Origin of the sequence: Rouxiella sp. S1S-2 (assembly GCF_009208105.1) — a bacterium.
Taxonomy (GTDB): Bacteria; Pseudomonadota; Gammaproteobacteria; order Enterobacterales; family Enterobacteriaceae; genus Rouxiella.
This window is the reverse complement of the sequence record NZ_WFKL01000001.1, coordinates 1,864,684-1,883,010: the sequence shown is the minus strand read 5'-3', so window position 1 is coordinate 1,883,010 and position 18,327 is coordinate 1,864,684. Positions and strand designations below refer to the sequence as shown.

Annotated in this window: 13 protein-coding genes; 4 read left to right on the top strand and 9 right to left on the bottom strand. The window is 51.9% G+C overall.

Annotated elements, in window-relative coordinates:
- Window positions 1-26: 26 nt before the first annotated feature.
- The 4 genes from htpX to GA565_RS08820 all read right to left on the bottom strand — a co-directional run bounded on the left by htpX (window position 27) and on the right by GA565_RS08820 (window position 4,518).
- Window positions 27-908, bottom strand: coding sequence for a protease HtpX (gene htpX, locus GA565_RS08835; protein ID WP_055770050.1), 882 nt, complete (start codon window positions 906-908; stop codon window positions 27-29).
- A gap of 256 nt (window positions 909-1,164) precedes the next feature.
- The gene (prc, locus tag GA565_RS08830) at window positions 1,165-3,216 is read right to left on the bottom strand and encodes a carboxy terminal-processing peptidase (protein WP_152198157.1); all 2,052 of its coding nucleotides are present in this window, start codon (window positions 3,214-3,216) and stop codon (window positions 1,165-1,167) included.
- 19 nt (window positions 3,217-3,235) lie between these two features.
- Window positions 3,236-3,925 (bottom strand): RNA chaperone ProQ, encoded by a 690-nt coding sequence (gene proQ, locus GA565_RS08825; protein ID WP_055770044.1) that lies wholly within the window; start codon window positions 3,923-3,925, stop codon window positions 3,236-3,238.
- A gap of 95 nt (window positions 3,926-4,020) precedes the next feature.
- Window positions 4,021-4,518: a GAF domain-containing protein gene (locus GA565_RS08820; RefSeq protein ID WP_055770041.1), complete on the bottom strand. Its 498-nt coding sequence runs from the start codon at window positions 4,516-4,518 to the stop codon at window positions 4,021-4,023.
- Window positions 4,519-4,806: 288 nt separating this feature from the next.
- Between GA565_RS08820 and yebS the strand changes: the two genes are divergently transcribed.
- The 3 genes from yebS to GA565_RS08805 all read left to right on the top strand — a co-directional run bounded on the left by yebS (window position 4,807) and on the right by GA565_RS08805 (window position 9,084).
- Window positions 4,807-6,054, top strand: coding sequence for a membrane integrity lipid transport subunit YebS (gene yebS, locus GA565_RS08815; protein WP_152198156.1), 1,248 nt, complete (start codon window positions 4,807-4,809; stop codon window positions 6,052-6,054).
- Window positions 6,023-8,653: a PqiB family protein gene (locus tag GA565_RS08810; protein ID WP_152198155.1), complete on the top strand. Its 2,631-nt coding sequence runs from the start codon at window positions 6,023-6,025 to the stop codon at window positions 8,651-8,653. The genes yebS and GA565_RS08810 overlap by 32 nt, the downstream gene beginning before the upstream one ends.
- A 188-nt stretch (window positions 8,654-8,841) precedes the next feature.
- On the top strand, window positions 8,842-9,084 hold the full coding sequence (locus tag GA565_RS08805; protein ID WP_152198154.1) for a DUF1480 family protein: 243 nt from the start codon (window positions 8,842-8,844) through the stop codon (window positions 9,082-9,084).
- On the opposite strand, the gene GA565_RS08800 is transcribed toward GA565_RS08805, so the two are convergent.
- From GA565_RS08800 to GA565_RS08785, 4 genes are all read right to left on the bottom strand, one after another.
- Window positions 9,068-9,730: a hypothetical protein gene (locus GA565_RS08800; RefSeq protein ID WP_226950931.1), complete on the bottom strand. Its 663-nt coding sequence runs from the start codon at window positions 9,728-9,730 to the stop codon at window positions 9,068-9,070. The genes GA565_RS08805 and GA565_RS08800 overlap by 17 nt on opposite strands.
- Before the next feature lie 86 nt (window positions 9,731-9,816).
- Window positions 9,817-10,209, bottom strand: coding sequence for an ASCH domain-containing protein (locus tag GA565_RS08795; protein WP_152198153.1), 393 nt, complete (start codon window positions 10,207-10,209; stop codon window positions 9,817-9,819).
- A 72-nt stretch (window positions 10,210-10,281) separates the two neighbouring features.
- The gene (locus tag GA565_RS08790) at window positions 10,282-13,164 is read right to left on the bottom strand and encodes a WG repeat-containing protein (protein ID WP_152198152.1); all 2,883 of its coding nucleotides are present in this window, start codon (window positions 13,162-13,164) and stop codon (window positions 10,282-10,284) included.
- Window positions 13,161-15,944 (bottom strand): WG repeat-containing protein, encoded by a 2,784-nt coding sequence (locus GA565_RS08785; RefSeq protein ID WP_152198151.1) that lies wholly within the window; start codon window positions 15,942-15,944, stop codon window positions 13,161-13,163. Before GA565_RS08785 ends, GA565_RS08790 begins: the two co-directional genes overlap by 4 nt.
- 488 nt (window positions 15,945-16,432) lie before the next feature.
- Between GA565_RS08785 and GA565_RS08780 the strand changes: the two genes are divergently transcribed.
- Window positions 16,433-17,617 carry a M20 aminoacylase family protein gene (locus GA565_RS08780; RefSeq protein WP_152198150.1) on the top strand — a complete coding sequence of 395 codons (1,185 nt, stop codon included), beginning with the start codon at window positions 16,433-16,435 and terminating at the stop codon, window positions 17,615-17,617.
- Here GA565_RS08780 and GA565_RS08775 read toward each other — a convergent pair.
- Window positions 17,614-18,312, bottom strand: a complete 699-nt coding sequence (locus tag GA565_RS08775) for an extensin family protein (protein ID WP_152198149.1) — start codon at window positions 18,310-18,312, stop codon at window positions 17,614-17,616. The two genes, GA565_RS08780 and GA565_RS08775, sit on opposite strands and share 4 nt — an antisense overlap.
- Window positions 18,313-18,327: the final 15 nt, after the last annotated feature.

Genomic DNA, 18,327 nt, shown 5'->3' with positions numbered 1-18,327 from the left:
GTAATCTACTGCCTGAGATTTAAAAACTACTTCAGGTATTCACCACTGCGCAGCGCTTCAATACGCTTGTCCAACGGTGGGTGCGACATAAACAGCTCGCTAAAGGTCTTGGACTTGCCGTTAATACACAGCGCCATCATGCTGCTCGCTTCCTGCGGCTCATGACTGGTTTTTAAACGCTGCAACGCGGCAATCATTTTCTCGCGCCCTACCAGCTTGGCAGAACCCGCGTCGGCGTGAAATTCGCGGTGGCGTGAGAACCACATGGTAATGATGCTGGCAGCAATACCAAACACCAGTTCAAGCACCATTGAAACCGCAAAATAGACCAGCGGATTGCCGTTGCCGCTCTCTTCATTGTCGCGGTTGCCGGACAAAAAGCCCGAGGCGATTTGCGCCAAAATACGTGAAATAAAGATAACGAAGGTGTTCACAATGCCCTGAACCAGGGTCATTGTCACCATGTCACCGTTTGATATATGACTGATTTCATGGGCGATAACGGCCTCGGCCTCGTCTTGGCTCATGCTTTGTAGCAGGCCAGTACTGACCGCCACCAGTGATGCATCGCGTCGGGCGCCGGTCGCAAAGGCGTTAATGTCGGGTGCATGATAAATTGCAACCTGTGGCATTTTAATGCCCGCCTGCTGTGACTGACGACTGACCACGTTTAGGAGCCAGCGTTCGGTTTCATTGCGCGGCTGCTCAATCACTTCTCCACCCACCGAGCGTAACGCCATCCATTTAGACATCAGCAAAGAGACAAACGCACCACCAAAGCCGAACAGACCGGCCATAATCATCAGTCCCATCACGCTGCTAGAACGAATGCCTGTCAGGCTGAGTACCAGCCCGAAAACCACCATTACTGCCAGGTTAGTTAACAGGAACAACGCTATACGCATCATAAAATTAATACTTCCTCATTGTTGTTGTCATCGTTGGAACATTCATACCGTCTTAATCAGACAGGATAACCTGATCCTATGGGCTTACTGACAGGATTCAAGGGGTAAGGCAATTCAAAGGCGCTAATTCACAATACTTTACATTTTGAAGCGTTTTGTAGATAAATCGCAGCTAAAAATTGCAGATAAATAAAAAATAAAAAAGCGCACCGGAGTGCGCTATTTAAAAAGACCTTCACTGCTGCAGCATTAAGACCTACTTCGACTGGCTGTCCTGCGCTTTTTCAAGCTTAGACAAGTCAACGGCAATATGGTCCGCCTCGTCGAGGTAAGGGTCCGGCGCAATATAATCTTTCGGTAAATCGTCGAGAGATTTAATGGGCTTTTTGCCGTCACGTTTAAAGCGCTCATTTAAGCGAGTTAAACGAATCGCGTCATCTTCTTTATCTTCTTTATCACGCTGGGCGTAATTCAGAGAGACAACGTCGCGCTTGGTCTTGTTGGCATTGTATTTTGCAATATCCTGCTGGATGTACTGGAACTCAGGATCTTTGGCTATACGCGCATCGTGCTCTTTCAGCAGTTCAGGGATAAAAGGTTGCAGGTCACCCGTCTTGGTATACGTCGCAGCATTAATACTGTCCCAAGGCATGGCGTTGTCTTCAAATCTTTCACCCACGTCATTGTCGATCAGGCCCGTAGGCATGACGATGTCTGGCGTAACGCCTTTGCGTTGAGTACTGCCACCGTTAATTCGATAGAATTTTTGGATGGTGTACTGCACAGAGCCCAGAGCTGGCCATTCAGGACGCAGCATCTGATCGTAAATACGGTTCAATGAACGGTATTGCTGAACGGTCCCTTTACCGAAGGTAGGCTCACCCACGATAAGCGCGCGACCATAATCTTGCATTGCTGCCGCAAAGATTTCGGAAGCCGAAGCACTGTAGCGGTCAACCAGCACCACAAGCGGGCCTTTGTAATACACCACGCCGTCGGTGTCGCTGTCTTGGCGGATGTGACCGTTGTTGTCACGAACCTGCACAACAGGGCCGCTCGGGAAGAACAGTCCAGACAGAGAAACCGCCTCGGTCAGCGCGCCTCCGCCGTTGGTACGCAGGTCGATAACCAGGCTGTTAACGTTCTGCTTGGCCATTTTCTGCAGCTGAACTTTAACGTCATCGGTCAGGCCAACGTAGAAGCCAGGAATATCCATCACGGCAACTTTTTCGTTACCGACTTTTTTGATGGTCAACTTCACGGCGCGGTCTTCAAGACGGATTTTCTCACGAGTTAACGTAATAGTACGCGTTTTGGTTCCCTTGCCCGCTGGCAGAACTTCCAGACGAACCTTGCTGCCTTTTGGTCCCTTGATGAGCGAGACAACGTCGTCAAGACGCCAGCCAATCACATCAACCATAGGCTTACCTGTCTGGCCGACGCCAACGATACGGTCGCCTACTGCAATGGTTTTGCTTTTGGCCGCCGGGCCACCTGCTACCATCGAGTTGATCACGGTATAGTCGTCATCGCCCTGCAGAACCGCACCAATACCTTCCAGAGACAGGCTCATTTCGGTATTAAATTGCTCAGTGCTGCGCGGGGACAGATAGTTGGTATGTGGATCAATTTCGTGCGCAAACGCGTTCATCACCAGTTGGAAAACGTCTTCGCTGTTGCTTTGCGTAAGGCGTTTCATCGCAAAGCGATAGCGCTTGCCGAGAATGTCGCGAATTTCCTGATCGTTCTTACCGGTCAGCTTAAGGTTCAGTTCGTCATATTTGACTTTCTGATCCCAAAGATGGTCCAGCTCAGTGGAATCTTTCGGCCACGGAGATTTGGTACGATCGAGGGTTATAGTGTCATTTCCGGTGAAATCCATCGGGCGCTCAAGCACGGACAAAGCATATTGATAACGCTCAAAACGACGTTTTTGCGCCAGATTATACAGTGCGTACGGCGTAACCAACTGACCGGATTTCAACTCTTCACCCAGCGTGCCGCGCTTGTCGGCAAATTGGGCAACATCTGAAGCCATGAGTACGTTATGGCCATTATCGAGCATGTTCAGGTAACGATCGAAAATTTTACCCGAAAAATCTGCATCAAGACTGAATTGACGATAGTGCGAACGGGTAAAGCGTGCGGTAACACGCTCACTCACCGTTGCGTCCTGTGGTTCTTGTGCCAATTTTGGGAGCTGACTGATAGTGACCGGTGCACTATCATTCGCAAAGCTGGTGTTAACCAGACCTGTTCCCGCAAAAAGCAGACCCGCAATCACGCTTAATCTGACAAGTTTGTTCATGCCTGAGTTGGCCTCCGTATCAGAACTGCAAGTGTTCTGCGCGCACGATCATCGCCAGACCCGAAGAGAGTTGTACGCGAACGCCATCTTTTGCAATTTCCAAAACGGTGGCGTCCATAGCACTCTGACCTGCTCTGACTTTGATTTCCTGGCCAATTTGCAGCTTGGTGATATCTGTAACTGGCACCTGACGCGGTTGGCTCACCTCACGTGCGGGACGTGGAGTGCGCGGTTTGCGATTTTCTTGACCAGCAACAGCGGCAGGCGCATTTTCACGACGCGGAGCAGGTTTTTTTGCTGCCGGACGTGGGCGACGCGGCTCGGCGTTTTCACCGTTAGCTTCACGACGCTTAGCCTGTTGTTCAGCACGTTGTGCCTGAACGCGGGCTTTCGCTTCTTCCAATTGTTTACGGGCATGCTCAACGTGCTGTTCTTCAAGAACACCACAGGCATTGCCGTCAAGGTCAACGCGCTGAGCGCCAACTTTGACGCCATACAAATAACGCCAACTAGAGGTATAAAGACGCAGAGCAGAGCGCAATTGTGTCTTGCTCAAATTCTCTTCGCCCTGAACGCGCTCTACCAGATCCTGAAAGATACCGATCTTTAATGGGCGCGCTTCACCTTCGGCGCTAAAGCAAAGCGGGAAACGCTCTGCCAAAAAGGCGATGACTTCTTTACTACTGTTCAACTTAGGTTGATTTTCCATGAAATTTCCTGATTACAACGGGTTTGCCAACCGGCGCAGGCATGAACAGGCGTCATTATAATGACCCCGTCCGTAAATGCTACGTTATCCGTCGATCAACTTGCGATCAAATTGACATATTTTGCAGCACCACTGTTTTCCAGGTGCTTGCAAAGCCCGGCTACCAATTCTGTTAGCCCCTGTTCATCCACTTCGTCGAAGCGTTGATAAATAGTGCTATCGATATCTAAAACACCTATAACCTGACCTGCAACGGTAATAGGTAAGACGATTTCTGCATTGCTGGCAGCATCACAGGCTATATGGCCAGGGAAGGCATGCACATCACCCACGCGTTGTACCGCGTTTTCGGCAACGGCCGTTCCACATACGCCTTTACCTACCGGAATGCGCACACAGGCAATTTTGCCCTGAAACGGACCCAGAACCAGCGAGGAGCCGTCCATCAGATAAAATCCCGCCCAGTTCACGCCCTCAAGACGCTCGTAAAGCAAGGCACTGACATTGGACAATGTTGCAATAAAATTGTTTTCCCCAGCGATTAACGCGTTCAGGTCACGTTTTAATTCCGTGTAGAATGCTTCTTTAGTCATGTTGTAACCATTATAACCAGAGGGTAGACCGCTATTTTGCACGCTTAGCCTCTATAAAATAAGCAATAAATGCGTATCTCGGCAAGGTTAATCCTATGTGTCTTCAAAAAGACTGGCCTACAATATATGTTTTGCCAAAGACAATTTATGTTCTGACGTTTGCATGATACGTTATTTTATCTAAAAATCCTGACCTTCTTGGCGTTAACATCGCCAGATAACCAAAATGTCTGCTTTTTGAGACAATCAGCCATAATTTCTACTGCAGGTCATTTGCAAACAGGCCCTATGAAAATAAACACAATATCAGGCCCGCTGCCACAAACGCGCTATCAGCGTTGCAGCGAGTGCGACTACCTTTTCACTTTGCCCGCCCTGCGCAGGACGCAAACTGCGCACTGCCCGCGCTGCAATAGCAAAGTTGAGAAAGGCAAAGTCTGTTCTCTGCCTCGCCTGATAGTCATTGCCATCAGTATTCTGGTTTTAATGCCTTTTGCCTATACCGAACCTTTAATCAGTATTCGCTTGCTGGGTACCCGCATTGACGCCAGCCTGTTTGAAGGTATCTGGCAAATGTCGAGCCAGGGATCACCGCTGACCGCCAGCATGGTGGCCTTCTGTACCGTTGGCGCCCCCCTCACGCTCGCAGGCTCGATTTTGTATCTGCATTTTGGCAGTAAATTTGGTATGAATCTCAAGCCGGTGCTGCTGATGCTCGACAGGCTTAAAGACTGGGTGATGCTCGATATCTATCTTATCGGTATGGCAGTTGCCTGCATCAAGGTGAAAGAGTACGCCGATATTGATATGGGACCCGCTCTGGTGGCCTATATCATGATGACGATTCTGGTGACGCTGACGCTGATTAACCTCAATATCGAACAACTGTGGGAAGAGTTTTATCCGCAGCGTCGCCCAAAAGGCGTGCCTCAGTCTCTGGTGCTGTGCCTGTCGTGCAAGTTTACCGGTCACCCCGATGTGCGAGGTCGCTGTCCACGCTGCCATGTTCCCATGTCGCTTCGCTACAAGCACAGTCTGCAAAAAACCTGGGCAGCGCTTATCTCGGCGATGGTGCTACTCGTGCCGGCCAACCTGCTGCCCATTTCGATTATCTATGCCAATGGCCAGCAACTTAAAGATACGATTTTTTCCGGCGTCGTGTCGCTGGCCACTTCCGGTAATGTGCCGATTGCCGCTATCGTGTTTATTGCCAGCGTGCTGGTGCCTTTTACCAAGGTCATTGTGCTACTGACACTGCTGTTAAGCATTCACTTCAAGGCGCACCAAGGGTTGAAAACCCGCATTCGCCTGCTGCGACTGGTTACCTGGATTGGCCGCTGGTCAATGCTGGATTTATTCGTTATTTCACTGATGATGTCATTGGTCAACCGCGACCAGTTACTCTCATTTACTATGGGTCCGGCCGCTTTTTACTTTGGTTCTGCCGTGATACTGACTATTCTTGCCGTTGAATGGCTCGACAGCCGCCTGATTTGGGACGCACATGCAACAAGAAACGCCGAATACACCGACTGAAGCACGGGTCAAAAATCGACGCCGGATCTCCCCTTTCTGGCTGCTGCCGTTCATTGCGCTGCTGATTGCCGGCTGGCTTATCTACAGTAATTATCAGGAACAAGGCACCACCGTCACCATCGACTTCCAGTCGGCGGCGGGGATCGTTGCCGGTCGTACTCCGGTGCGTTATCAAGGGGTTGAGGTAGGTACCGTTCAGTCTCTCAGCCTGAGTAAAGACCTGCGTACTATTATGGTCAAGGTCAGTATCCGCAGCGAGCTGGCCGATTCTCTGCGCGAAGGCACCCAGTTCTGGCTGGTGACGCCCAAAGCCTCGCTGGCCGGTATTTCCGGACTCGATGCGCTGGTTGGCGGTAACTATATCGGCATGATGCCGGGCAGCGGCAAGGAGCAAGATCACTTTACTGCCCTCGACACACAGCCTAAATATCGTCTCAATACTGGCGAGTTAATGATCCATCTTCACTCAAGGGATTTAGGCTCATTGAGCACCGGCTCGCTGGTCTACTACCGCAAAATTCCCGTCGGGAAAGTCTATGATTACGATATTGAAGCAGGCAACAATGGCGTGACTATCGACGTGCTTATCGACAAACGCTTTGCGCATTTAGTGAAAGATAACAGCCGCTTCTGGAACGTCTCCGGGTTTAAAGGTGACTTTAGCCTCAGTGGGGCAAAAGTTGAAATGGAAAGCCTGGCCGCGCTGGTCAATGGCGCCATTGCGCTCGACTCCCCTGCCGATGGCAATCAGGCCAAGGCTGATCAGTCGTATGAGCTTTACCCCGATCTAGCACAGAGCCAGCGGGGCGTAGACATCAATCTTGATTTACCCAGTGGGGATGGCCTCACTGAAGGGCGCACACCGCTGATGTATCAGGGTCTTCAGGTCGGTACGCTGACCAAAGTCACGCTGCAGCCTGACAACAAGGTCACCGGCAAGCTGACTGTCGATCCGTCAGTTATCGACATGATGCGTAGCGGTACGCGCATCGAAATGAACAGTCCTAAAATCAGCCTCAATAATGCCAAGATAAGCCAGTTGCTGACCGGCAATACGCTGGATCTCATTCCTGGAGAAGGTGCGCCACAAAACCACTTCACCGTGCTCGACAGCAGCAAGCGCATGCTGCAGGACCCGGGTGTACTGACTCTGCAACTGCTTGCGCCACAAAGCTACGGCATTGATTCAGGCCAGCCGCTGCTGCTGCACGGCATCGTGATTGGTCAAGTGCTTGACCGCACGCTGACTGACGCAGGCATTGTCTTTAATATCGCTGTAAGCTCTCAGTACAAGAATCTTCTGCATCTGGACAGCAAGTTTGTGGTCAACAGCCGTGTCGACGTCAAGCTGGGCCTCGACGGCATGGAAGTACTCGGCGCCAGTGCGCAGGAGTGGATCGACGGCGGAATTCGCGTGTTGCCGGGGACTAAAGGCGCACCATCAGGTCAATATCCGCTCTACAGCAATTCAGAGAAGGCCGAACAGGGTATTAAAGGCGACAAACCTTCTACCACGCTGACTCTCACCGCCAAAAGTCTGCCAGACGTACAGACCGGCTCTGTGGTGCTGTACCGTAAATTCCAGGTCGGTGAAATTGTCAGCGTGCGTCCGAAGGCCAACGAGTTTGAGGTAGATGTCTACATCAGTCCTGAGTATCGCAATCTGTTGACCGCGAAAACTATTTTCTGGGCCGAAGGCGGTGCCAAGGTGCAGCTTAACGGCAGCGGTCTCACCGTGCAGGCGTCACCGCTTGACCGTGCGTTGAAAGGTGCCATCAGTTTTGACAACCTCGAAGGGGTGACGGTCAGTAAAGGCACCAAGCGCGTGCTGTATGATAACGAAACCGCCGCACGCGCAGTAGGTAGCCAGATCACCCTCAATACTTACGACGCCAGTAAGATTTCGCCAGGAATGCCAATCCGCTACCTGGGCATCACTATCGGCCAGGTTGAATCACTCAAGCTTGACCCCCAGTTGAATCAGGTGGCGGCCAAAGCCGTACTCTATCCAGAATATGTCGATACTTTTGCTCGCCTTGGCACCCGTTTCTCGATTGTTTCTCCCGAGATTTCAGCGGCTGGCGTGCAGAATCTCGATACTTTGCTGCAGCCGTATATCAACGTTGAAGCCGGTAAAGGTCCGTCTAATCGCACCTTTGATTTGCAAACCGCCACCATCACCGATTCGCGCTATACCGACGGTTTGGCGATTGTGGTTGATGCTACCGAGGTAGGTTCGCTGCAAATCGGTACGCCGGTGCTGTTCCGCGGCATTGAAGTGGGCACTGTAACCGGATTCCGACTGGGTGAAATGGCCGATCGCGTTAACGTTTCGCTACGCATCAGCAAAAAGTATCAATACCTGGTGCGCGATAACACCACCTTCTGGCTGGCCTCTGGATATAATTTACAGTTCGGTCTGACTGGCGGCAGCTTCAAAAGCGGCACCTTCCAGCAGTTTATCCGCGGGGGAATCGCCTTTGCCACCCCGCCAACGACGCCAGTGGCGCCAAAAGCCTCCACCGGACGCCATTTCCTGCTGATGCCTGAAGAACCTAAAGACTGGCAGCAGTGGGGAACCGCCATTCCGAAAAATTGATCCCCCCCCGTCTTCACGGCGGGCCTGATTGATTCAGGCCCGCCGTGACTCTCCTATCACCTGCTGGAATTTTTCTGCTTAGCGTTTTCCTATGGCACTTTTTGCACAATAAGCTATTCTCAAAGCTGGCTCAACTGGTCATACCTGTAGTGAGCTATTGAATAGTAAAATTTAACAAGGGGCATCTCATGGGAAAATCCAGCATTCGAATCGGCAGTTTTGAAATAGATGATGCACAGCTGTCGTCACCTGAAGCCAAAGGCGGTGACAAAGTGTATATACCGTGTAAATCCGATCCTGACTTATGTATGCAGCTTGATGCATGGGATGACAATGTCAGCGTGCCCGCCGTATTGGATGGCCGTCACTCCGTGTTATACAAAGAAAAGTATGACAGCCAGAAAGATGAGTGGATTATGCGTCTTGAGTAGTTAAAGACATTAGCGCCACGCCGCGCCCGGCAAAAAATCGGGCAAATTGCGTCACCGGCAGTTGCACGTAAGACTGTGTCGCTTCGTTGTGCCCTGAGGGATTATGAAAGGTGATAACGCCCTGCTCAACGGCGGTGACCAACACCAGATGCCCCCCCGTGCGGGGCGGCACGTTGTCAGGGTGGCGAATGCCGGGATGCACGGAAGCAATAAAGAAACGATATCGCCGCAGCTCATGGGCAATATCGTCGGCGATAAGCTCGACCCTGACCTGTGCGGAAACGTTAAGCTCTTGTTTTAAAAACTCGACGAAGGGTGCATAGATAAGCCCGCGGATATTGTCCCCTTCGCGCACATAGGCGCCATAGGGCATGCTTCGACGTGTCAGTTCAAGGACAGGCACCACTTCTCCCGTGGTGGCGGCCAGCGCCATTTTCAGGCAACACATGCCGCAAACGTGATTGGCCCACTCGATAAACTCCGCCTGAGACAGTGCACCGGATTCTGGCCAAACGTCGATATCCCGCAAATCCTTTTCGCCACTCAGAATATCGGGAGCCGAAGAGGGTGACTCCCATTGGCTGAAATACGGTACCCGTTGCTCGACAGGCATCCTCGACGATTTTTTATTGGCAGCAAACGACATGAGATTGATTCTCCAGGGCATTAGCAGGTTATGGCGGGATTTTTGAATGCGACGGCCAACGCGCAAAAGCGGGCCGTCGGGGTCAATCAGAAGGTTTCAACCAGCTCGAATTTCATCAGCAGCAGCGGCATGTCCGGGGAGAACATATCGTAGGCTTCAAAGAAGCGCTGAAGCTCAACGCGCCAGGAAGCCAGCGTGCGATCGCCCTCACCTTCTGCATAGGCATGCTCTTCGGTGACCAGGTCAAAAGGCACCTGTTTTACTTCCGTGAGTTTAACCGCGCAAACCGGGTGATTTTTACCGTCAACCACCACAAAGACTTCACCCACTTCAGGGGTGCCATCATCGTCAAGATTGGCGCAGGTCGCAGTTTTCACACCGGCGATGACTTTCTTCGCCAAATCATCGGCCTGCGCCTCATTGTCTCCAAAAGACCAACGCTCGGCGTCTTTGTACTTTTGCGGGAGAGGAGTAAGCATAATTTATCCTTTTAATTTAACCGGCCTACAGAGTTCACCCTGTAAACATTAGCACGAAATTTTAATAATCGATCACGGGCACTTAACCGGCAGGCTTTGTGGCCACTGACGGACATTGCCACTGCCGTAAAGCACCTGCACACCGCATTCACGGTCAACGCGTGCCAGCGGTTTGCCGGTCGCGTCCACCATCATCGACATTTTCCGGGTCGACACTATCGTCACGCCACTGTTGAAGGCAGAGACGGCCTTAAATACCGGTGGGATAACAAAGCTGCCCTGCGCGTTAACAAATCCGTAGTCTTCACCCACTTTGGCAAACGCCAGCCCTTCGGAAATCACCCCGAGATCGGCAAAGTTCACCGCAGGTGCCGGGTGTCCCTGTGCGTCAATCCAGGTTTTGCTGCCATCAGATTTGGTTAATACTGCCTGACCGCCTTGCATACGGCTGCCAATGCCTGAGACGGTGATCGCCAGCTTGCCCGTTGAGTCAACATAGCGAGTGCTCGGTTTGCCGTCGTCGCTGTCGTAAGAGAGCGACATGTCGCTGTTTTGCGGCAGAACCCAGTTTCCTTCAGGCATGGCGGCTACCCGCGCGCCCTTCTCGTCGATAAGTTCGGTGCCCTGTGGCTGAATGCGCAGAGCACGCGAGTTCACAAACGCCGAACTGGGTAAAATTTGCGGCTGTATCTGCCAAATACCCTGTGAGTTTAAATAACCAATCTGCGGCTGACGAGAAAGTTTCACCCAATCGCCCACGGCGGTGATCTTCGTCTGCTGCTCGTGCAGTTCAATATCGCCCTGCGCGTTGAGCAGCCACGATTGACCTTCGGCCGAACTGGTAAGAATACGCCCATCGTTAAACTGATTGACGCTCAGATCGGTAGTCGGTGCTATCCGCTCCTTGCCGTCGTTGCCGATAATCGCCGACTGAACGCTTGAGGCCGTTTGCTCTGCCGTTTTCAACGGCAAAGTCAGTTGCCACAGTGCGCTGTTAATGCGACGCACACTGGCATAATCTGCCTTCACTCGCGCTTTACCGGAGGCATCGATAATGCCCCACAGACCGTTTGGCAGTTGAACGTCGGCCAACCCGTTGGAATAGGTGCCAACCGACTGATAAACCGGCTCGGCAATGACCTTTTGGCCCACGACGTCATAAATACCCCACGCAGCGCCTTCGGCAGCCGTTTCGCGGAACCTGAACCAGCCATTGCCAATCGACTGCATCTCAAAGACGTTAGGCAGCGCAAAATGTTTGCCGCTGGCGTCAATGACCGTCAATTTTCCATCCTGATAGTCGAAGGCGTAGCCGTTAACGTAAGGGGCTATATTGTCTTCGGTCAGAGGAATAATGGTTTTCCCCTGCGCGTCAATCACGCCGGTTCCTTGGGCTGTTTTAACAATAAATTGTTGCGCCATGCCGCCCTGTGCCGACTCACTGCTGTCGGCGGCTTGAATGTCCTGCCATTTGCTTTCGAGCTGAACACTGCCGTCGGCGCGAATAAATCCGGTACCTGGCTTAGGGTCATCGGAATCGGGACGCACCAGTGCCAACGGCGCACTGCTGTCGCTCTGCGGCTGATTGAGCGGCTGGATGCGGTAATCGTTTAATAGCGAAACATTTTTCGCACTCAGCAGCATTTTACCCGTGTTATCAACAATGTTGATCACCTGCCCACGATCGTCATGCAGCCACAGACGACCATTAATCACCTCGGCATTGTTCACCTGCGCCAGCCAGCTGACAGCCTGAGCTCCGCCAATCAAATTACCGTCGGGAGAGATTATCGCGTTGACCTTGTTTTGCTCACCGCGCGTCGTCAGTAGAAAAAGACCGGTCGGCTGATCGGAAGGCGTGCTCTCTTTTGGCAGCGTGACTGGCTGTTTTTTGCCTGGCACATACACAGTCAGACTTTCTTTCGCACTGTTGTCGAGTAAAAAGTCGCCCTGCACAGTCAATCCGGCGACAGCTTCATTGCTTAAAGAAGCAAGCAGGTTGCCACCGTTGTCCAACAGGCTATTTTTATCTGCCGTTTTCGCCAGCCAGAAGTGGCTGTTTAGCGCTTTTACTGACTGATAAACCTGTTCCACCAGCGTGCCATCAGCACGTATTAGTTGCACCCCGGCTGACGTTTTAGCCATGGCCAGCGCGCTGTTCACGTCGCTTAACGTAATATCGCTAAACTGTGGATTGATACGCCATGCCAGATTTTGGTCGGCAATACCAAAGCCGCTATCGCTGTCACGCGCAATAAACAGGTCACTCTGACCAAAAGGCTGTACCACTTCCATTTTATCGCTGGCGACGTGACGCTGGTCGTCCGGCGAGAGCAGCACCGTTTTGTAATCCAGAGCCAATCGAGCTGGATTACCGTCGCCAAGCTGAACGTCATCCACCAGCTCATCGAGCGGTTTACCCACCGTTTGACCTTTGCGATTAATAATTTCCGGTTTACCTGCATTAATGACCACGGCAAGTTCAACCTGAGTAAAGGTTCCTGCTTTGTCAAAAGTGGGCTGAATCGCCCAATTGCCGGTTGAATCGATGTAACCCCACTTGCCTTTCTGCTTCGCCGCCGCCAACCCGTAGTGGAAATCTCCAACCTGTTCGAAAACAGGTTTGATAACCAGCTGTCCCTGATTGTCGAGGAATCCCCAACGGTGGCCGCTCAGCCCTTTGGTCAGTGCAACGTCATCAATGGCCTGTTGTGCGTCAGGCAGCAGTAAGGCTGCGCGTCCTTCGTGCACAGCCCGAATACAGATATTTTGCGTGGCAGACAGGGCCATTTCGGCGCGCTGCGTACTCTCTGTCGTGGCGCTGGGAGCAAAGCAAGAGGCGTCAGTTTCAGCCGCTAACGACGGCATCGCAAAGGCCATCAGGCCCAGCGCGCCACCGGTGGTTAACATTTGACGAACGGTGCGCGCCAGCAGTGTCGTGTTCATGAGATTCATTGTGCACCTCCGGCCTGCGCAGAACTTGCACAACTTACTGTTTTAGCAGGCCAAGTTTGCTTGTCTTTGGCATCGACAATAACCCGCTGATTGCAGCGTATCGGCAGCTGCGCCTGAACGGCACCGTCAGTATTTATCAGCTGTACTAGCCCTTTTGCCGCAACCCAAGCGCGTTTTTCACTAAAATCAGTGGCCCAATCAAACTTTGGCAGCAGCGTAAAAGTGCCCGTGCCGTTGATATAACCAATTTGTGAACCGTAGGTATCCTGCTTCACCGCTTTGGCGCGCGTGTCTTTCATTGCGCCAACCTGAGTAAAGTAGGAACCGATCAACGCCTTACCGCTAGAATCGATAAAACCATACAGTCCATTGCTGCCGCGAAGTGGCACCATACCTTCACTAGACTGGGCAACTGCAATGCTGCTTAAGCCAGAATAACGTTTAATTTCATTACCCTGCGTGTCATAGAGCACCGTTTCTCCGGTGTTATCGTCATTCATTGCAATACGGTCCATAGAGGCCAGAGGCTGTGCGCCCTCTTTATCTTGCAAAGGCTCAACGCCGTTAGCATCAATCAGAGTAATACGCTTGTCGCTCAAGGCACTCGCCCAGTTCTGCGGCGCAATAAAATTCAGTGCAGCCGAATAAACCGGTGCAATCTGCCAGTCACCCTGACTGTCAATGGCACCGAAGTGTGGGCCAAAGTGCAGCAACGCCCAATTGCCCTCTACATGAACGGATTCGGGCACGATTTCTTTGCTGACGACCGAACGGCCATCATCGTCCATTAAACCGACCCCGCCATTTGACGGCTGAATCAACCAGTGGCTATCGCCCACCTTCTGCGGGTTACTCAGCAAATCCGTGGCCAACGCCAGACCGGTCACGGCGCTATACAAGCTGTAGCGACGGTTGCTGTCGCTGTGCTCTCCGGGCTGGTCACCGTCGGAAACCACGAAAATGCTGTCGCCAACCGGCTGAGGTTTACCGCTTTGGGCTGCATCAGGGGCGATCGCCCACTGACCTTTGCCGTCGATAACGCCCCATCCTGAATCAACCTTGGCGAGAGCATAGCCCTCGTGGAAAGACTCAAGCTGGATAAACTTGGGGGCTATTTTGCCGCTATTGGCCGCAATATCCCAAATACCCCAGCGCCGTGCGCTGTCGTCCCCCTGAGTGTAGAGCAAGTCGGGACCGGAGATGCCCTGCGCGGTTTGAATCACGCGCGTCGGAATATCAATAACGTTGCCCTGAGTGTCAATCACCTTGCGGCTTTCAACGTTTTTATCATCAACCACGCTGGCCCAGGTATAGGCGCCGTCGAAAGGCGTAATTTGTTTAAATTTAGGCTGAATGGCCCACTGACCATTGGCGTCAATCGCGCCTACGGTGCCATTTTCAGTTTTCACCACCAATGGACCGCGAAGTCCGACAGGCCCAATGGCAGCCCACTGGGGACTGGTGAAAATTTCACCTTGGGCAGTAAGAACAGAAGGCGTTTTCTTTTTGTCGACAGGCGTTAACAACGCCATAGGCAAGCCGGCGGATTGACTGTTGGCAGTGGCATCTTCAAGCGACCGAGTATCCAGCGGTTGAACTTTGTACTCATTGAGCGCTGTCAGCGTCGACGGCGTGACGAGCCCTACACCGTTGGCGTCATAAATTTGAACCAGTTGGGCGGACTTATCCTCACCCTGACGGCTATCGGCCTGCAGTATCCACAAGTGACCATTCTGACTGAGCAATTGAGGCCGGGTGGCTTTAACATCAATGACGCGGTTATCAGGGCCAATCATGACGACACCCTTGGCACCTTTACCGACTAACCAATTGCCCCACGCCTGAAAAGCGTCCGCCTGATCGGCCGGGATGTCCTGAATTTTTTCTAATTTATTACTGAGTAATTGCTGAGTATTATTTGCATCAACAACTAGCCAACTGCCCGAGCTGAGCGGCTTAACCGACTTAAACTGCTCTTTACTCAGACTCACGCCGGATTTATCGACAAATACCCAACTTGACTTTCCTTTCACCGCAATAACGTCGCCATTGAGCACCGGCTCGTTGCGCGTTTTGAGCTTAACCGGTTCAATTGCCCATCCGCCGTTATCGTCGAGATAGCCCCAATAACCGCTTTGTCCCGTATCACGCACTTGTGCGGGTATCAGCCCCGACTGTGGCTCGTCAAGGTTCATCACATCATCGGGCAACGCCAGAGAACGGCCAGTAGAGGCGTTCCACAGGGCAGGAGAAATCTGCATTTGCACGCTGGCCAAAGATTGGCCCGGCTTAAAGCCTTCTGAGTCTAAAGATGCGGCGAACGGCAGCGTTTTTATCACCGCACCCTTGCGGTCAATCAGGGCCAGCCGGTTGTCAGTGACCACCAGCGCCGTGCCCTGACTGTTAAAATCGGTGGCTCGCGTAAAGCGTGGCGCAATAGCAAAATTGCCTTTTACATCTATATAGCCAAACAGGTCGTCTTTTTTAACCGCGGCCAAATCGTTTACAAAACCGCGTGCTTCGCGATAAGCCGGTTCGATAGCCATCTGTCCAGACGTGTCAATGTAGCCCCAAAGCCCCTGCTCATCGCGGCTTGAGCCCATTAATACCGGTGCTAAACCTTGTTGAAAAGGTTGCTGGCAGCCGTCGGCAGTTTTTGCATTGGCGCACGCCCGTAACCAAGCGTCATCAGCGTGGGCCGGGGTACTGAAAGTGGTTGCCAGAACCAATGTCAAGGCACTGAAATTCATGACATGTTTTAGTGTTTCGGAATAAATCATCCGATTCCCTTATGACTGAAAATGATGAGATTTGACGCTGAGGCCCGCAATCGTTCTCAAGGCACAGCAGGCAGCGAAAATACGATAATAATAAAGTTTAATAGAATTTTGTTCGCTGATTCTTATAGGGTGTCAGCTTGTGCAAGAAAAAGCAGCTATTTTATTAGCTGGTAACCAATGAATACACTTTATAACGTCATCGGGGTCTAAAAAAACCACATTTTTGACTTAAGAACTTCAAAATTCATCAATTCGCTTCGGCTATTCCCTCACCCACTTTGTTCAAGCACAACAGGCTGCGCCTGCGGGGGCTTTTTACAACACGCTCTCCTACACTTTCAATCAGATACAGGGGGATACCCCGTCCTGCATGACATGTGCCGTATGGGCATTGCCATCCAGGTTCATACATTGCATGCTGTAGACTTAAACACGTCGTGGCTCGGTCCCACCGGGCTGACCCTCTTTAAAGAGACAGATTATCTGACATGAATAATAAAAATCTTTGCACCGTTGCTGACGTAGCCGATCTTGAATCTGGCCTGCGTGAGATTCGCCAACATCTGCACCAAAATCCAGAATTATCTAATGAAGAAGCCAAGACGGCTGAACTGGTGGCCAACAGGCTGCATGCATTAGGTTTTGAAGTGACGACCGGCTTAGGCGGCCACGGCGTAGTGGGCTCTTTAAAAGTGGGGAACGGCACACGCTCTGTTGGCATTCGCGCCGACATGGATGCACTGCCGATTACTGAACAAACTGGCCTTGAGTATGCCAGTCAGGTGAGCGGAAAAATGCACGCCTGCGGTCACGACGGCCACACCACCATGCTGCTTGGCGCTGCACAACAGCTGGCGCGCAGCCGCAACTTTTCAGGCACCGTGCATTTAATTTTCCAGCCAGCGGAAGAAATTGGGTTTAACAGCGGCGCGGAACGTATGCTGGCTGAAGGCCTGTTTGACAGATTCCCCTGTGATGCCGTCTACGGCCTGCACAACCATCCCGGATATCCGGTTGGTAAAATGATGTTCCGTCCGGGCCCATTTATGGCGGCCTGCGACACCGTTAACATCACCGTTCACGGCAAAGGTGGACATGCGGCACGTCCTCACATGACCGTAGACCCGATTCTGGTTGCCAGCAGCCTGGTCGTAGCACTGCAAAGCGTGATTTCACGCAACATCGATCCGAATGAAACCGCCGTCATTACCATCGGCTCACTGCATTCTGGTCACGCGGCCAACGTTATCCCTGATTCCGCACGCCTTGAGATGAGCGTTCGTTCGTTTGACGCAGGCGTCCGCAAAATCCTTGAACAACGCATCCGCTCATTGGTCACCAACCACGCCGAAGGCTACGGTGCGCGCGCTGAGATTGAGTATGTGCCCGGCTATCCTGTGCTGGTCAATCATCAACGGGAAACCGACTTTGCCACCCAGGTCGCGCAAGAACTACTGGGTGAAGAGAACGTGGTTGCCGATTTACCGCCAATTTCGGGCAGCGAAGACTTCGCGTACTTCCTGCAGCAAAAGCCTGGCTGCTTCCTGCGCTTAGGGAATGGCGACAGTGCGGTGTTACATAATCCGGCTTATAATTTTAATGACGAAAGTTTACCGTTCGGCGTGGCCTACTGGACCCGTTTGGTTGAACGTTATCTGAACGAGAAAATTTAACGACAGAAACCAAACCAGCGCATGCCGAGATGAAAATGATTGGCGTGCGCTGCATTATAATCGGGACCGATAATATTGCCGAAAAATGGGCATCCAGTAGCAAAAACCTGATGCAAAAAGTCTGACTCTCGCCCTTCCCGCTTCCACCCTGACGCCACGCTAATATTTTCTCCACCGCTCATTCTGAACATTGCCACATCCAACGCGTCTGCCGTGGCATGTTCGCTAAGCCTCCCCTGCGCACGGTGATAAATATTTCGACAGGCATAGCTGCCAAGATGATCGATGCGAATCAATTTTTCGCCTAATACCCTTTGTGCCATCGGACTCGCCGCCTGGGCAACAAACATTGTAGTGCTTACCGCCAGAGGGCAACTGGCAAGAAAACTTGAGCTCAGTGAAACCGATCCAAAGTTTTGTACTCGCACTGCGCCGTTAAGCGGACACTGTCCATCCGAAGAGGCAACTGTTTGGAAATTGATCAAGCCATCAGCTTTTGCTCTGTCTAACACGGCCAGACAGGCATCCTGATTTTTGCTTAATCTTCTGAGTTTATACTGAGTAATGAGGCCAGGCGGATCGGTCACCGACATCGGCGTGAAAGGATTGTACTGCGCCGGGAGTTGACTCTTCAACCAAGGAAAAGTCGTCACACCCACGACCAATAAAAATAACGCAAAGAGGATATAACGCATACCCTTGCTCCTCTG

Coding starts and splice junctions, on each gene's coding strand:
- GA565_RS08820 (WP_055770041.1), bottom strand. CDS start 4,518: ATGACTAAAGAAGCATTCTACACGGAATTAAAACGTGACCTGAACGCG.
- GA565_RS08800 (WP_226950931.1), bottom strand. CDS start 9,730: ATGTCGTTTGCTGCCAATAAAAAATCGTCGAGGATGCCTGTCGAGCAA.
- prc (WP_152198157.1), bottom strand. CDS start 3,216: ATGAACAAACTTGTCAGATTAAGCGTGATTGCGGGTCTGCTTTTTGCG.
- yebS (WP_152198156.1), top strand. CDS start 4,807: ATGAAAATAAACACAATATCAGGCCCGCTGCCACAAACGCGCTATCAG.
- proQ (WP_055770044.1), bottom strand. CDS start 3,925: ATGGAAAATCAACCTAAGTTGAACAGTAGTAAAGAAGTCATCGCCTTT.
- GA565_RS08805 (WP_152198154.1), top strand. CDS start 8,842: ATGGGAAAATCCAGCATTCGAATCGGCAGTTTTGAAATAGATGATGCA.
- GA565_RS08775 (WP_152198149.1), bottom strand. CDS start 18,312: ATGCGTTATATCCTCTTTGCGTTATTTTTATTGGTCGTGGGTGTGACG.
- GA565_RS08785 (WP_152198151.1), bottom strand. CDS start 15,944: ATGATTTATTCCGAAACACTAAAACATGTCATGAATTTCAGTGCCTTG.
- GA565_RS08790 (WP_152198152.1), bottom strand. CDS start 13,164: ATGAATCTCATGAACACGACACTGCTGGCGCGCACCGTTCGTCAAATG.
- GA565_RS08780 (WP_152198150.1), top strand. CDS start 16,433: ATGAATAATAAAAATCTTTGCACCGTTGCTGACGTAGCCGATCTTGAA.
- htpX (WP_055770050.1), bottom strand. CDS start 908: ATGATGCGTATAGCGTTGTTCCTGTTAACTAACCTGGCAGTAATGGTG.
- GA565_RS08810 (WP_152198155.1), top strand. CDS start 6,023: ATGCAACAAGAAACGCCGAATACACCGACTGAAGCACGGGTCAAAAAT.
- GA565_RS08795 (WP_152198153.1), bottom strand. CDS start 10,209: ATGCTTACTCCTCTCCCGCAAAAGTACAAAGACGCCGAGCGTTGGTCT.